The organism is Pseudomonas sp. R3-18-08 (assembly GCF_003852065.1).
Classification (GTDB): Bacteria; Pseudomonadota; Gammaproteobacteria; order Pseudomonadales; family Pseudomonadaceae; genus Aquipseudomonas.
Map to the genome: position 1 here is coordinate 3,794,123 of NZ_CP027729.1, position 16,223 is coordinate 3,810,345.

Annotated in this window: 11 protein-coding genes; 2 read left to right on the forward strand and 9 right to left on the reverse strand. The window is 61.0% G+C overall.

What is annotated here, in order from left to right; all coding sequences use genetic code 11:
• Positions 1-105: 105 nt before the first annotated feature.
• The 7 genes from C4J92_RS17380 to leuC form a co-directional block, all read right to left on the reverse strand.
• Positions 106-2,631, reverse strand: a complete 2,526-nt coding sequence (locus tag C4J92_RS17380) for a FimV/HubP family polar landmark protein (protein WP_124404721.1) — start codon at positions 2,629-2,631, stop codon at positions 106-108.
• Between the two features lie 161 nt (positions 2,632-2,792).
• The gene (locus tag C4J92_RS17385; protein WP_124404722.1) at positions 2,793-3,803 is read right to left on the reverse strand and encodes an aspartate-semialdehyde dehydrogenase; all 1,011 of its coding nucleotides are present in this window, start codon (positions 3,801-3,803) and stop codon (positions 2,793-2,795) included.
• Positions 3,804-4,046: 243 nt separating this feature from the next.
• Positions 4,047-5,159, reverse strand: a complete 1,113-nt coding sequence (asd, locus tag C4J92_RS17390) for an aspartate-semialdehyde dehydrogenase (protein ID WP_124363600.1) — start codon at positions 5,157-5,159, stop codon at positions 4,047-4,049.
• Between the two features lie 64 nt (positions 5,160-5,223).
• Positions 5,224-6,306 carry a 3-isopropylmalate dehydrogenase gene (leuB, locus tag C4J92_RS17395; RefSeq protein ID WP_124404723.1) on the reverse strand — a complete coding sequence of 361 codons (1,083 nt, stop codon included), beginning with the start codon at positions 6,304-6,306 and terminating at the stop codon, positions 5,224-5,226.
• 53 nt (positions 6,307-6,359) lie between these two features.
• Complete coding sequence (locus C4J92_RS17400; RefSeq protein ID WP_124404724.1) at positions 6,360-7,124, reverse strand: class I SAM-dependent methyltransferase; 765 nt, start codon at positions 7,122-7,124, stop codon at positions 6,360-6,362.
• Positions 7,125-7,255: 131 nt separating this feature from the next.
• Positions 7,256-7,897 carry a 3-isopropylmalate dehydratase small subunit gene (gene leuD / locus C4J92_RS17405; RefSeq protein WP_124371258.1) on the reverse strand — a complete coding sequence of 214 codons (642 nt, stop codon included), beginning with the start codon at positions 7,895-7,897 and terminating at the stop codon, positions 7,256-7,258.
• Positions 7,898-7,908: 11 nt separating this feature from the next.
• Positions 7,909-9,327: a 3-isopropylmalate dehydratase large subunit gene (gene leuC / locus C4J92_RS17410; RefSeq protein WP_124404725.1), complete on the reverse strand. Its 1,419-nt coding sequence runs from the start codon at positions 9,325-9,327 to the stop codon at positions 7,909-7,911.
• Positions 9,328-9,467: 140 nt separating this feature from the next.
• Between leuC and C4J92_RS17415 the strand changes: the two genes are divergently transcribed.
• Positions 9,468-10,358 carry a LysR family transcriptional regulator gene (locus C4J92_RS17415; protein WP_124404726.1) on the forward strand — a complete coding sequence of 297 codons (891 nt, stop codon included), beginning with the start codon at positions 9,468-9,470 and terminating at the stop codon, positions 10,356-10,358.
• 67 nt (positions 10,359-10,425) lie between these two features.
• Complete coding sequence (locus tag C4J92_RS17420) at positions 10,426-13,704, forward strand: PAS domain S-box protein (protein WP_124404727.1); 3,279 nt, start codon at positions 10,426-10,428, stop codon at positions 13,702-13,704.
• 65 nt (positions 13,705-13,769) lie between these two features.
• Here the strand turns inward: C4J92_RS17420 and C4J92_RS27000 are convergent, their stop codons facing one another.
• Both C4J92_RS27000 and C4J92_RS17430 read right to left on the reverse strand, forming a co-directional pair.
• Positions 13,770-14,516, reverse strand: a complete 747-nt coding sequence (locus C4J92_RS27000) for a hypothetical protein (RefSeq protein ID WP_372238398.1) — start codon at positions 14,514-14,516, stop codon at positions 13,770-13,772.
• A 292-nt stretch (positions 14,517-14,808) separates the two neighbouring features.
• Complete coding sequence (locus C4J92_RS17430; RefSeq protein ID WP_124404728.1) at positions 14,809-15,864, reverse strand: hypothetical protein; 1,056 nt, start codon at positions 15,862-15,864, stop codon at positions 14,809-14,811.
• Positions 15,865-16,223 lie beyond the last annotated feature (359 nt).

Sequence of the window (16,223 nt, forward strand, 5' to 3'; positions counted from 1 at the left end):
GGGGATTATAAAGGCGCCGGCTGCGCGACGGGCGCTTTTGTTGGGGACGCCGCACCAACGGTGGCAGGGAGCAAGCCCTCTCCCCCATTGGGCGCGTATCAGCCGTCAGATTCGGCCGAGCATTTCCTTGGCCTCGCCACGCTGGGTCTCGTTGCCCTCGGTCAGCACTTCGGAAAGGATGTCCTTGGCGCCATCGGCATCGCCCATGTCGATATACGCCTGGGCCAGGTCCAGCTTGGTGGCGACTTCATCGGAGCCCGACAGGAAGTCGAACTCGGGCTCGTCGTCACCGAGCGCCGCATCTTCAGCCGTGAAGGACGGCTCGATGGAGGGATGCTCCAGGCTCTGGGACAGACGGTCCAACTCGGCGTTGACGTCGTCCAGTTCCGAAGCGAAGGCATCGGACTTGGCCGTCGATTCGGGCTCGTCCGCCAGGGAGAGGTCGAAATCTTCCGGCAAATCGAAGTCATCCAGCGCTGCCGGGGTCAAGGTCGGCGGCTCGGCGGCCGGTACGTCCTTCATTTGCTCTTCGAGCCCGGACAGGAAGTCGTCATCGGACTGCGCGGACGCCGGTGCATCCAATTGCAGGTCCAGGTCGAAATCAGACAGGTCATCTGCGCTGGCGTTGGCGGCCGTCTGCTGCTCAAGGAGCGCCTCGAAAGACTGATCACCCTTGACCTCTGCCGGCGATGCCGCCTCCAGGTCGTCCAGGCTCAGGTCGAAATCGGTATCCAAAGGCTCTGGCTGCGGCGCAGCCGGCTTGTCTTCCAGCAGGTCCTTGACGTACTGGGCGTCCAGGGCGGCGGCGGCCACTGCGGCGCTCACACCTGCTGCCAACACCGCCATGGCCGGGAAGCGACCTTTGAGCTGCTCGACCTGGGCGTGGTTTTCACCCGTGGCCACCAGCTGACGCTCCTGGCTGACAAAACCGTCCTTGTCATTCTGCAGGCCGTAGACTTCCATCAGTTTCAAACGCAGGTCACTGCGCTTGGGCTCCTGCTTGATCGCTTGCTCAAGCACATCCGCCGCCTGGTTCAGGTGGCCCCGGTCGATATGGGACTGGGCTTGGGAGAGCGCGTCGCTGGAAGTCGGGGCGACGGCAGCCGCCAACGGCGCCAGCACGGAGGCGACGGTGGGAACAGCAGGCTCAACCACCGGAACGGGTGCAGGCGCGGGGGCCCGCGTGACGCTCGGCGGCGGCACTTCCAGGCCTTCGAAACTGTCGGGTGGCAGGTCGCGATCGATATTCGACGTAAACTCCGGCTCTTCCGCCAGCGCGCGCGCCATGCGCAGGTGCTTTTCTTCTTCAAGACGGGCGTTGCGATGGCGCACCCACAGCAGCAGGAGCAGCAAGGCCAGAATCACGGCCGCGCCACCGAGCACACCGAGCACCACAGGGTTGGTCAGGAGCTCATTGAATTTGCCTTCGGTGGTTGCAGGCGCGGCAACCGGTTTGGTCGGCTCGGGAGCAGGTGTCGCTACCGGGGCTGCCGGGGCTGGCGCCGGTTCACCGGCCAACTGCGCAGGCGCTGCCGCCGCTGCCGCCGCTGCGGGCACAGCCACATCACCCTTCTCGGCCTGCAGACGGGCCAACTGATCATTCTTCAGTTGAATCAGTTTTTGCAGCTTGTCCAACTGGCTTTGCAGATCTGCCGCGCGGCTTTTGAGCTCTTCATTGTCACGACGGGTGGTGTCCAACTGTTCTTGGGTCATCGCCAGCTTGTCGTTCAACGCGCGGCTATCACCGGCCTTGCCTGCTGCACCTTTTTTGGCGGACTCGGCCGACACCAGGCTCAAGTTGTCCTTGGCGCTGGTGCTCGACGGTGCATTGCCAGTCTCGGTGCGCTTGGTAGCATCCAGCTGGGCCTTGCCCGCCACTTGCTGGGCGGCGGTGCGACGGCCCTGACGCCAGGCAGCGTTCTGCGCCGTCACTTCGGCGATCGCTTGCGGCTGCCCCAGCGCGGTGCTTTGCACGGTGTCCGGCAGGCGCAGGACCTGGCCGGTTTTCAGGCGGTTGATGTTGCCGTTGATAAACGCATTCGGGTTGAGCGCCTGAATGGCCAGCATCGTCTGCTGCACAGAGCCACCATTGCGGTTTTTCTCGGCAATTTCCCACAAAGTATCGCGAGCAGTGGTGGTATGTTGCGCTGGCTTGCTGACGGCGGTCGCGGTACTGGCCGGCGCACTCAAGCGCGGCGCTGGCGCACTGGCAGCCGGGGTCGATTGGTCGAATTTGGCGGGATCGAGCAGCACGCTGTAGTCACGCATGAGTCGGCCGTTCGGCCACTGCACCTGCAACAGGAAGCGCACATAGGAATCAGGCAACGGTTTGCTGGAGGTGACACGCACCACGCTGCGGCCGTTGGGATTGACCACCGGCGTGAAGGTGAGGTCGTCGAGAAAGGCCTGGCGATCGACACCGGCGTCGACGAATGCCTGGGACGAGGCCAGGCTCGGGGTGATCTCGGACGCCGTAAGGCCGCCGACGTCGAGCAACTCGATTTCCACCGACAGCGGCTGGTTCAACTTCGACTTGAGGGTCATCTCCCCAAGTTGCAGCGCCTGCGCCATACCGGAGGACAGCGCCGAGGCGGCCGCTATTGCTAACACCAGTTTGCGAACTTGAACCATAGCCTCATCCTTTGTCTGAACACTCCCCGACTTTCGAGAAGGTTGGTAACCGCTGCCATTAGGCATGGCGAGCCGATAGGTCACCGACGCGCTTGTGTTCCGCTTTTGGCCAAGCATAGCGCTTGGTGAGAATCAATCTACAAATTGGCGCCAAGTATCTTTTACGCAAGGTCTTTTATCAACAACCGCGCCAGCTGCACGGCATTGAGCGCAGCGCCTTTGCGTACGTTATCTGACGTCAGCCACACATTTAGTTCCGCCGGGTCATCCACACCTGCGCGCACTCGTCCTACATAAACAACGTCCTGCCCCACCGCATCGCCCACTGCCGTTGGGTAATCGCCCGCCTCGACCAGCTCGATACCCGGCGCCGCATCGAGTACACGGTTCACCTCAACCAAATCGGCCGGCGCCCCCAATTGCAGCGACACAGTCAGGCTATCGCCAAAAAACACCGGGGCTTGAACGCAGGTTGCGGAAATCTTCAGCAACGGAGTTTCCAGCACGGCCCGCAGTTCATGTACGAGACGTTTCTCCAGGGCTGTATGACCTTGGGCGTCTGGCGTGCCCACTTGTGCCAGCAGGTTGAAGGCTACTTGCCGATCAAAGAAGGTCGGCTCCAATGGGCGTACATTCAATAGCTCGGCTGTCTGGCGGGCCAACTCGCTGACGGCTTCGCGGCCCAGGGCCGACACGGCCAGGTTGGCGGTGACACTCACGCGCTGGATATCCAGCAGACCGCGCAACGGCGCCAGCAGCACCGCCAGGTTGGTGGCGGACGGGCTCGGGCTGGCGATTTGAAAGGGTTTTTTCAAGCCCTTGAGCACGTGGGCGTTGGCTTCCGGCACCACGGGCGGCGCCTGTTCGGCAGGCAATGCGCCAGACAGGTCGATCACCGAGCAACCGGCGGCGATGGCACGTGGGGCGAAGCTCAGGGTCACCGCCGGGCCGGCCGCGAAAAAGGCCAACTGCGCCTTGCTGAAGTCGAACTCATCGACTTCCTTGACCCGCACGTTCTTGCCCCGGAACGGTACCGATGCACCGGCGGAGTTGTTGCCGGCCAGCAAATACAGGGTGCCTACCGGGAAGTCCAGCTCTTCGAGAATCTGCACCAGGGTTTCGCCAACGGTACCGGTGGCGCCGATCACGGCGATTTCAAAGGTCTGGGTCATGGGGCTGCCTCGGGCATTGCGGGGGGAGCGGCACTTTACCGGGTGGTTGGGGGTGAGGCAATTGGGGTGGAGCTGATGGCCCCATCGGGAGCAAGCCCCCTCCCACACTTGAATGTGCTCACAGGCCAAAATGTGGGAGGGGCGGTGCGACGATTCGACTTGCTCCCGATAGCGTCCGAAAGAACAATAAAAAAACCCCGCGCCTGTCACCAGAACGCGGGGCTCTTCAAAGCCTGCAAGCGATCAACGCTCCAGCAGAATCCGCAGCATGCGACGCAACGGCTCAGCCGCGCCCCACAACAGCTGGTCGCCCACGGTGAACGCGCCGAGGAACTGGCTGCCCATGTTCAGCTTGCGCAAACGGCCTACCGGCACATTCAGGGTGCCGGTGACCTTGGTTGGGCTCAGCTCCTGCATGCTGATCTCACGGTTGTTCGGCACCAGCTTGACCCAGGGGTTGTGCTGGCTGATCAGCCCTTCGATATCGGCAATCGGCACATCTTTGTTCAGCTTGATGGTCAACGCCTGGCTATGGCAGCGCATGGCGCCGATGCGTACGCAGATGCCGTCCACCGGGATCGGGTTCTTGAAGCGCCCGAGGATCTTGTTGGTCTCGGCCTGGGCCTTCCACTCTTCGCGGCTCTGACCGTTCGGCAGTTCCTTGTCGATCCAAGGGATCAGACTGCCGGCCAACGGCACGCCGAAGTTTTCGGTCGGATAGGCGTCGCTGCGCATGGCTTCGGCCACGCGGCGGTCGATATCGAGGATCGCACTGGCCGGGTCGGCCAATTGATCGGCCACCGCTGCGTGGGTTGCGCCCATCTGTTTGATCAGCTCACGCATGTTCTGTGCACCGGCGCCGGAGGCCGCCTGGTAGGTCATGGCGCTCATCCACTCGACCAGGCCGGCTTCGAACAAGCCACCCAGGCCCATCAGCATCAGGCTGACGGTGCAATTGCCGCCAACATAGTTCCGGGTGCCGGCATCCAGTTGCTGGTCGATGACCTTGCGGTTGACCGGGTCGAGGATGATCACTGCATCGTCCTGCATGCGCAGGCTCGACGCGGCGTCGATCCAGTAGCCCTGCCAGCCGGCTTCGCGCAGCTTGGGGAAGACTTCGCTGGTGTAGTCGCCGCCCTGGCACGTCAGGATCACATCGAGGGTCTTCAGCTCTTCAATGCTATAGGCGTCTTTGAGCGGGGCAATGTCCTTGCCCACGGACGGCCCTTGGCCACCTACGTTCGAAGTGGTGAAAAACACCGGCTCGATAAGATCGAAATCCTGCTCTTCCAGCATCCGCTGCATGAGCACGGAACCGACCATACCGCGCCAACCGATCAGACCTACACGTTTCATCGCAACTACACCTTGTTAAAAAGTGGGCCGCCTTGCAGCGATAACTGCAAGCGGGCCCGAGAGATTACAGATTCCGCAGCGCGGCGACTACAGCGTCGCCCATTTCTTGCGTGCCTACCCGGGTACAGCCCTGCGACCAGATGTCGCCGGTGCGCAAACCCTGGTCGAGCACCAGGCTCACGGCCTTCTCGATCGCGTCGGCCGCGTCAACCAGGTTGAAGCTGTAACGCAGCATCATCGACACCGACAAAATGGTCGCCAGCGGGTTGGCGATACCTTGGCCGGCAATGTCCGGCGCCGAGCCGTGGCAAGGCTCGTACATGCCCTTGTTGTTGGTATCCAGGGACGCCGACGGCAGCATGCCGATGGAACCGGTGAGCATCGAGGCCTGGTCGGAGAGGATGTCGCCGAACAGGTTGTCGGTGACGATCACGTCGAACTGCTTCGGCGCACGCACCAGTTGCATGGCGGCGTTGTCGACGTACATGTGGCTCAGTTCGACGTCCGGGTAGTCCTTGGCGACTTCTTCAACGATTTCGCGCCACAGTTGGCTGGAGGCCAATACGTTGGCCTTGTCCACCGAGCAGACCTTCTTGCCGCGCACGCGGGCCATGTCGAAACCGACGCGGGCGATACGGCGAATTTCGCTCTCGCTGTACGGCAGGGTGTCATAGGCCTGGCGCTCGCCGTTCGTAAGCTCGCGCACCCCGCGTGGCGAGCCGAAATAGATACCGCCGGTCAGCTCACGCACGATCAGGATGTCCAGGCCGGCGACCACTTCCGGCTTGAGGCTCGACGCCTCGGCCAACTGCGGGTAAAGAATCGCCGGACGCAGGTTGCCGAACAGGCCCAGTTGCGCGCGGATTTTCAACAGGCCGCGCTCAGGGCGAATATCACGCTCGATCTTGTCCCACTTCGGCCCGCCCACGGCGCCGAGCAGCACGGCGTCGGCGGCGCGGGCGCGTTCCAGGGTCTCGTCGGCCAGGGGCACGCCGTGCTTGTCGATGGCCGCGCCGCCGATCACGTCGTGGCTCAGCTCGAAGCCCAGGCTGTACTTGCTGTTGGCGAGTTCCAGGACCTTGACCGCTTCGGCCATGATTTCCGGACCGATACCGTCGCCAGGGAGAATCAGAATCTGCTTGCTCATGGGTTCCTCATTTCATCGAGCGACCTGCCCATGGGCAGGTCGGGAAAAATCAATCAGCGTTCGGCCCACACCACCAGCACGTCGGTGCTGAAGGTGCCGTCGGCTTGAATTTCGTAATAATCGCGCACTTCCTGGCCCATCGCCTGTTGCAACTCCAGGATCGCCGCGCGCAAGGCCAGCGGGGTGCGCATGCGCTCGACCCACGAGGTGTATTCCAGGCGCAGGCGTTGGCGGCTGCTGTTGCGTACATGCAAACCGGCTTCGCTGAGCTGGCGCATCCACTCGGCGGCAGAATAATCGCGCACATGGCTGGTGTCGCGCAGCACTTCGACGGTTTGCAGGTAAGTGTCCAGCAACGGGCTGCCCGGTGACAACACATCCACGAACGCCGCTACGCCACCGGCTTTGAGCACCCGACGCACTTCGCGCAGGGCCAGGCCGAGGTCGCTCCAGTGGTGGGCGGAGTAGCGGCTGAACACGAAGTCGAATTCGCCATCGGCAAACGGCAGGCGTTCAGCCGCGCCGTTAACCGTGCTGATATTGGTCAATCCGCGATCTTGCGCAGCGGCGGCGACCACATCAAGCATCTGCTGGGACAAGTCGTAGGCCACCACTTCCTTGACCAGCGGGGCAACCTGGAAACTCACATGCCCGGCACCGCAGCCCAGGTCCAGCAGTCGCGCCGCGCCCTGCCCGGCCAGTTCGGCCTGGAGCAGCGCGAATTCGGTGCCCTGGGCGTGCACGGCACTGCTCAGGTAGGCCGAGGCTTGCTCGCCGAATTGTTTTTGCACGACTTGGGTGTGGGCGGTGCTGGTCATGAGGGCTTTCCTTGGGTTTTGTGGTGTTGACACTGGCCTCATCGGGAGCAAGCCCCCTTCCACATTTGAAGGTATTCACAATTCAAAGTGTGGGAGGGGGCTTGCTCCCGATGGCGGCGGTCCTGCCTACATCAATCGCGAAACAACCAGGGCTGGCTAGCCCGATGCTTTGCTTCAAACGCAGCAATCGCGTCGCCGTCCTGCAAAGTCAGGCCGATATCGTCCAGGCCATTGATCAGGCAGTGCTTGCGAAAGGCATCCACCTCGAAGTGATACACCTTGCCGTCCGGACGGGTCACGGTCTGCGCGGCCAGGTCCACGGTCAGTTGGTAGCCCACATTGGCTTCCACTTGCTGAAACAGCTCATCCACTTCGGCGTCGCTCAGGATGATCGGCAGCAAGCCGTTCTTGAAGCTGTTGTTGAAGAAGATGTCGGCGTAGCTCGGCGCGATGATGCTGCGAAAGCCGTATTCTTCCAGGGCCCACGGCGCGTGTTCACGGCTGGAGCCGCAACCGAAGTTTTCCCGCGCCAGCAACACGCTGGCGCCCTGGTAACGCTCGGCGTTGAGCACGAAATCCTTGTTCAGCGGGCGCTTTGAGTTGTCCTGATAGGCGTAACCCACGTCCAGGTAGCGCCATTCGTCGAACAGGTTGGGGCCAAACCCGGTGCGCTTGATCGACTTCAAGAACTGCTTGGGGATGATCTGGTCGGTGTCCACGTTGGCACGGTCCAACGGCGCTACCAGACCGGTATGCTGGGTAAAAGCTCTCATCGGGTTTTCCTTTAGATCAATTCGCGAACGTCGATGAAACGACCGTTGACGGCAGCGGCGGCAGCCATGGCCGGGCTGACCAGGTGGGTACGGCCACCGGCGCCCTGACGCCCTTCGAAGTTACGGTTGGAGGTCGATGCGCAATGCTCGCCGGATTCCAACCGGTCCGGGTTCATCGCCAGGCACATGGAGCAGCCCGGCTCACGCCATTCGAAACCGGCTTCGAGGAAGATTTTGTCCAGGCCCTCGGCTTCGGCCTGGGCTTTGACCAGCCCCGAGCCGGGAACCACGATGGCTTGCTTGATGGTCGAGGCCACTTTGCGGCCTTTGGCGATCACGGCGGCAGCGCGCAGGTCTTCGATCCGCGAGTTGGTGCAGGAGCCGATGAACACGCGATCCAGCTGGATATCGGTAATCGCCTGGTTGGCCTTCAGGCCCATGTACTTGAGGGCGCGCTCGATGGAGCCGCGCTTGACCAGGTCGGTTTCCTGGGCCGGGTCCGGCACGTTCTGGTCGACGGCCAGCACCATTTCCGGCGATGTGCCCCAGCTGACTTGCGGTTTGATCTGGGTTGCGTCGAGCTCGACCACAGTGTCGAACACCGCATCGGCGTCGGACACCAGGTCTTTCCAGGCGTGCACCGCTGCGTCCCAATCAGCGCCTTTCGGTGCGAATGGGCGGCCCTTGACGTATTCGATGGTTTTTTCGTCCGCTGCCACCATACCTACGCGGGCACCGGCTTCGATGGACATGTTGCAGATGGTCATGCGGCCTTCGATGGACAGGTCACGAATGGCACTGCCGGCGAACTCGATGGCATGCCCGTTACCGCCGGCGGTGCCGATCTTGCCGATCACCGCCAGCACGATGTCCTTGGCGGTCACGCCGAATGGCAAGGTGCCTTCGACGCGTACCAGCATGTTCTTCATCTTTTTGGCGACCAGGCACTGGGTGGCGAACACATGCTCCACCTCGGATGTGCCGATGCCATGGGCCAATGCGCCGAACGCACCGTGGGTCGACGTGTGCGAGTCACCGCAGACCACCGTCATGCCCGGCAAGGTCGCGCCCTGCTCCGGGCCGATCACATGGACGATACCTTGACGCACGTCATTCATCTTGAATTCGGTGATGCCATATTCGTCGCAATAGTCGTCGAGGGTCTGCACTTGCAAGCGCGACACGGTGTCGACAATGGCGTCGATCCCGCCCTTGCGCTCCGGGGTGGTCGGCACGTTGTGGTCTGGCGTGGCGATGATGGAGTCGACGCGCCATGGCTTGCGCCCGGCCAGCCGCAGGCCTTCGAACGCTTGGGGCGAGGTCACTTCATGGATGATGTGACGGTCGATGTAGATCAGCGACGACCCATCATCGCGCCGTTTCACTTCATGGGAATCCCAAAGCTTGTCGTAAAGCGTTTTGCCGGCCATCAGTCGGTCCTCATCAGCGGTGTTTCTATGCGCCGGGCTTTTCTATAACCCTTTGGCTTGTGAGGCTGATGGTATGGCGCTAGATTAAATAACTCAAATTCATATTTTTCATGCTTTGGATTACCAACTGGAATACCACCATGGACTTGGCCAACCTCAACGCCTTTATCGCTATCGCCGAGACCGGCAGCTTCTCCGGCGCCGGTGAGCGCCTGCACCTGACCCAACCAGCCATCAGCAAACGCATCGCCGGCCTGGAGCAACAATTAAAGGTGCGCCTGTTCGATCGCCTGGGCCGTGAAGTGGGCTTGACCGAAGCCGGGCGAGCTTTGCTGCCGCGTGCTTATCAGATCCTGAACGTGCTGGACGACACCCGTCGCGCCCTGACCAACCTCACCCGAGAAGTCAGCGGGCGCCTCACCCTGGCGACCAGCCACCATATCGGCCTGCATCGCCTGCCGCCGGTCCTGCGTACCTTCACTCGGCAGTACCCGAACGTGGCGCTGGATATTCAATTCCTCGATTCAGAAGTGGCCTACGAAGAAATCCTCCACGGTCGCGCCGAAGTGGCAGTGATCACCCTGGCGCCCGAGCCGCATAACCTGGTGCGCGCGACGCCGGTATGGGACGACCCGCTGGATTTCGTGGTGGCCCCCGAACACAGCCTGATCAGCAACGGTTCCGTCAGCCTGGCCGATATCGCCGGGCACCCTGCGGTGTTTCCCGGCGGGAACACCTTTACCCACCATATTGTCAGCCGTCTATTCGAGGCCCAGGGGCTGACGCCGAACATCGCCATGAGCACCAACTACCTGGAGACGATCAAAATGATGGTGTCCATCGGCCTGGCCTGGAGCGTGTTGCCACGCACCATGCTCGACGCCCAGGTGGCAAGTATCGCTTTGCCGGGCATACAGCTCAGTCGCCAGCTAGGCTATATCGTGCACACCGAAAGGACGCTGTCGAACGCTGCGCGGGCGTTCATGAGCCTGTTGGATGCACAGGTCGATCTGCCAGGGATACCGGCATGACATTGTGCGGCCTCGGGTTTCAGGCAAAACCGCGCTGTCTTCCCATCGAGCCAAGGCCCTTTGAATAATGCCCAACCCCGTTGATTCCGTGCCACCCCTGCCCCGCATCTACGCCCTGGACCCTCAAGAGGCGGAACAACGCTGGGACAGCGCCCCGCAACTGCTGTCGGCGCTCAATGCCGCGCGGCTGGGCGCGTGGTGCTGGGAAATCGAAACGGGGAACATCAGTTGGTCTCGAGGCACTCAGGCATTGTTTGGCTACGACCCGCGCCAGCCGCTGCCCAACGACCTCAATTACCTCGACCTGCTGGCACCGGAAGACCGTGCCCGCGTGGTACGGGCGTTTCACGCGGTGCTGGCCGGCGAACCGGTCGAACAGGCCATGCATCACCGCATCCAGTGGCCCGATGGCAGCCTGCACTGGCTGGAAATCAATGGCAGCCTGGTGCCGGACAAAAACGGCAGGCGCCGGATGATCGGGGTGATCCGCGAGATCACTCACCAGCGTGAGCGGGAACAGGCGCTCAGCCACTCTGAAAAGCGCTTCGCCACGCTCTTCCACCTGTGCCCGAACATGGTGCTGCTGACGCGTCAGGCCGACGGCCTGATCAGCGAGGCCAACCAGCATTTCGAAATGCTGTTCGGCTGGCCGGTGGCTCACGCCATCGGCCGCACCACCCTGGAGCTGGGCCTGTGGCGTGACCCGGAGCAGCGTGCACACCTGGTCAAGGCCACCCAGCGCAAAGGTGAATCCATCACCATGGAAGTGCAGTTCTGCGCCAGCAACGGGCAGATCCACGATGGCACGCTCAGCGCGCAAAAGGTCGAACTGGACGGCGAGGCCTATCTGATCAGCACTTTCCTCGACACCACCGAGCGCAAAAACGCCGAGCAAGCGCTGAAAGACAGTCAGGAACGCCTGGATCTGGCGCTGGACTCGGCACAGCTGGGCACCTGGGACTGGCACATTCCCACCGGCATGCTCTACGGCTCGGCCCGCGCCGCCCAACTCCACGGCCTGCCGTGCGAACCCTTCCACGAATCCTTCGATGCATTTTTTGAAGGCATGTCCGATGAGGACCGCGAGGGCATGCGCCATGCCTACCGCAACCTGCGTGAAGGCCCGGGCGACAATTACCAGCTGACCTATCGCGTGCCGGTCGAGGACGGCAGCTCGCGCTATCTGGAAAGCCGCGCACGCCTGTATCGCGATGAATCCGGCAAGCCCCTGCGCATGGCCGGGACTTTGCTCGATATCACCGATCAGGTGGAGCGCGAACAACGCCTGAGCGCTTCCGAGGAGAAATTCGCCAGCCTGTTCCAGGCCAGCCCCGATCCAATCTGCGTCACCTGCCTGGACAGCGGCGCGTTTATCGAGATCAACCCGGCGTTCACCCAGACCTTTGGCTGGACCGCCGCCGAAGTGTTCGACAAAAGCGCCGAGCAGATCGGCTTGTGGGATGAATCAAGCAAGCGCCTGCAACGCATCGAGCGGGTGATTCGCGAGCAGTCATTGAGCAATGTGGCCATCGTTGTGCATGCCAAGAACGGCCAGAGCCTGACCTGCGTGATTTCCAGCCGCCTGGTCAAGGTCAATGAGCAGCCGTGTATCGTCACCACCCTGCGCGACATCACCCAGCAGCAACGCTCGGAGGCGGCGCTCAAGGCCAGTGAGGAGAAGTTCGCCAAGGCCTTCCATTCCAGCCCCGACGCGATTTCGATCACCGAGCGCGACACGGGACGATATGTGGAGGTCAATGACGGGTTTTGCCGCCTGACCGGCTATCGCGCCGAAGAAGCCATCGGCCTCACCCTGTACCAGATTGGCATCTGGGCCGATGAAAACCAGCGTACCGCGCTGTTGGCCGAGCTGCAGATCAAGGGGCGCATCCATCATCTGGAAATGCTGTGGCACAACAAACTGGGCGAGGTGCTGGCGGTAGAGGTATCGGTCGAGCCGATTACTCTGAATGAAACGCCGTGCCTGCTACTGACCGCACGTGACGTGAGCCTGCTGAAAAACGCCCAGGCACAGATCCGCCACCTGGCCTATCACGACCCGCTGACCAACCTGCCCAACCGTGCGCTGCTGATGGACCGCCTGAGCCAGCAGATCGCCCTGCTCAAGCGCCATAACCTGCGCGGCGCCTTGCTGTTTCTCGACCTCGACCATTTCAAGCATATCAACGACTCCCTCGGCCACCCGGTGGGCGACACCGTACTGAAAATCGTCACCGCACGCCTGGAAGCCAGTGTGCGCATGGAAGATACGGTGGCGCGCCTGGGCGGTGATGAGTTCGTCGTGCTGCTCAGCGGCCTGGAGGGCTCACGCACGCAAGTCAGCGGCCAGGTGCAGGAACTGGCCGATACCCTGCGCGAATTGCTCTCTGAACCGATGTTCCTCGACGGCCACCGCCTGCAAGTAACGCCAAGCATCGGCGTGGCGTTGATCCCCGACCATGGCACCACGCCCGCCGATTTGCTCAAGCGCGCCGACATCGCCCTGTACCGCGCCAAAGATTCCGGGCGCAACACCATTCAGATGTTCCACAACAGCATGCAGAAAACCGCCAGCGAGCGCCTGCGCATGGAAACCGACCTGCGCCTGGCCTTGTCCCGCGGCGAATTCAGCGTGCACTACCAGCCCCAGGTGGATGCGCGCGGCAACAAGATTGTCGGTGCCGAGGCCCTGGTGCGCTGGCAGCATCCCCAACTGGGTGCGCAGTCGCCGGCCGAATTTATCAAGGTGCTGGAGGACAGCGGCTTGATCCTGGAGGTCGGCACCTGGATCCTCGACGAAGCGTGCAGCGCATTTGCGCAGTTGATTGCCGACGGCTTGGTGGACCCGCTGAATTTCAGCCTGTGCGTGAATATCAGCCCCCGGCAGTTTCGCCAGAACGACTTCGTGGAACGGGTCGAACGCAGCCTCACGCAGCACCAACTGCCCTACAGCTTGCTGAAGCTGGAAATCACTGAAGGCATCGTGATCCAGAACCTGGACGATACGGTGTTGAAAATGCGTCGCCTGAAAAAACTCGGCATCAGCTTTGCGATGGATGACTTTGGTACGGGCTACTCATCCCTGACTTACCTCAAGCGCCTGCCGGTGGATGCGTTGAAAATCGACCAGTCGTTCGTGCGCGACGCGACGCACGATCCCAATGACGCTGAGATCATCCGCGCCATTGTCGCCATGGCTCGCAGCTTGAATCTGGAGGTGATCGCCGAAGGCGTGGAAACTACGGAGCAACTGGCGTTCCTGCAAAAGCTCGGCTGCCATTTGTACCAGGGGTATTTGCATAGTCGGCCATTGCCGATAGAGGGGTTCAGGCAGTTGTTGAAATAGATGTTTTTGAAACCCAGCATTGAAACAAATGCAGCCTGGGTTATCCCTGCCCAGGTGCATCATGGTCACATCAGTGCGACGGCATGACCATGCGTCGGGACTCGTCCCTGTTTCCCCCATAACTCCTCGCGGCCGTTGATGACGGCCACCGAATGCCCGGTCCGGTTGCACATGCCTATCTGCCCTTGGGCAAGCTCACGTACCGACACTCTTTTCATGTGGCCTTTCAACCCAAGGCGTAGAAAGCCTTCTCCCGGACCGCTCTCATCCTCTCCATCGTTCAGACTGCGGATCGCGGCCTGAAAACTGCGACCGGCCGTACGATCGTTGTTTTCCATCTGCGCACGCTTGGCGCTGACGGCGAACAGAAACTGCGCATCCTTCAGCATGCCGGTGTCGGGCCCGCTGAACTTGGCGCCCCGGGCGCCCTCCGCCAGCTCGCGGTCGGTCAACGTGAGCCGAAAGCCATCACGCATAAGCACCTGATAACCGTCGTTCGTCCTGCTCACCTCCTTGAAAATATCCGTGGGGCTTTGACCGAATCGATACATCGCAGCCTTGATAGCCGACACTGTTACACAATTGCCATCCGGGCCCTGGCGGAAGCCACTCCAGATATTGTCCGGCTTCGCACCGCCGCGCTTGTTCGACAAACCCGGAATGTTCGCTGCGGCATCAGGCCTGGGTAATACCGGTTGAGGTGTTACCTGCGGAATAAGCGGGGGTAAAGGATTAGTGTCAGGAACATGCTTGTCTTTTTTATCAGCTACGAGAGCGAGCAGCTGAGTAAAGAAGGAATTAAAGAAAGCCATGACTGCATTGACCAATGGCAAGTCAATCCCGACATTTGGCAAACTTTGCGATCTATCACCATATGCCATGACAGGCATTGCCCTGACCGACTCGCGACCGACATTGGGCCTGATCGTAGTTTCATTACTTGCAGTGAGTGCATCGATTGACAGGGACGGCCTTACATCAATGACCCGCGCAATATTATTAATTGGAAAGAGTGACATAGAGTTCTCCACACAGGCATCTCCTCGAAACGAACTTTCGAAAAGATGCCTGCACTTATAAAAGATTGAAACGCGACAGCTATCGTTAGAACCTGGAACTTAGCCGATGATTAAAGCGTCCATGCCTGCCAGCGTCGACAGGACCTGGACTGGTCAGATCCGGGGCGGGAGTGTCGGGCAAAGGCGTCGGTTTTGTATCCGGCAGCACCTGGGGTTGAGGCTTGATATCCATCGGCACGTTCGGCCTCGGAATGTTGCCCGGAAACACCGCTGGCTGGGGCTGGGCGTCTGGCAGTATGGGTGGCTGAGGCCGCGTATCCGTGGAAACCCTCGGTATCGGCAGTCGGTCCGGCGACACCTTTCCATCCGGGCAGTGGCAATGATTAAGGACCACATTCACCTGAACGTTTGTCTTGGGGTCATTGTTCACGCTTATCTCGGGCTTGGGCACCGTTGGCGGAAATGGCGAGGGGCGCGGCTTATTTCCGTCGGGCACGATGACCGAAACATCAGCAGGTTGCGGCAGCACTCGCACCGTGGCGGCGTCCGGCTTGACCAGCTCCTTGCGGCTATCCGGCAGCACCGGCAACTTGCCTGCGTCCGGCTTGACCAGCTCCTTGCGGGCATCCGGCAGCACCGGCAACTTGCCTGCGTCCGGCTTGATCAACTCCTTGGGGGCAACCGGCAGCACCGGCAACTTGCCTGCATCCGGCTTGATCAGCTCCTTGGGGGCATCCGGCAGCACCGGCAACTTGCCTGCGTCCGGCTTGATCAGCTCCTTGGGGGCATCCGGCAGCACCGGCAACTTGCCTGCGTCCGGCTTGACGAGCTCCTTGGTGTCCGGCGCAACCGGTTGTTTGTCCGGATCGGGCTTAATCGTAGTCTTGCCTGAAAATATGTCGCGCATGGTCCTGAAGATGCCTTCCAGCATATCGAACAGTTGCCGCAAAGCAGTCTCGGGGGTCAGCGCCGTATTGCGCAAACCTTGAGTATCATCAAGACGCAATGACGTCTGAAGCACTGTTGCGCCAGGGGTCTGAGCGTTCGGCTTTACAATAAGCTTATTGTTCGAAACTGTTGGCTGATCAAGGCCAGATGTATCGCCCCTTACCAAAGGCGGAGTGTGAATCGACATAGACATTCGCAAGTTCCTTTATTCCATACAACCTGACCGGTTAATGGCCAGAGGGAGTGATAGTTTTAAGACTGAATAACCACAGCGCTGTTTCGCAGTCCCCCCATTCGTGGGGAGTTAGGCTATCGAGTTCCGAAATTCGCAGTTCATATAAGGAAACCAAAGCGCATCATCAGACTTTGCCTCATGGACAATTTCCGCCAAGCCTTGATTCATGGCTTATTTGAGGTTCAAGTGTGGTCACACGCGCTAATACTCGGTAGGCAAGTCACTCATCGATAACATTTCGCGCATCTCCCCGTCGGTGGTTTGTGTTAATTCGCCGACAAAAAAAGGCGCCTGCAGTGGCGCCTTCTTTAGATGGA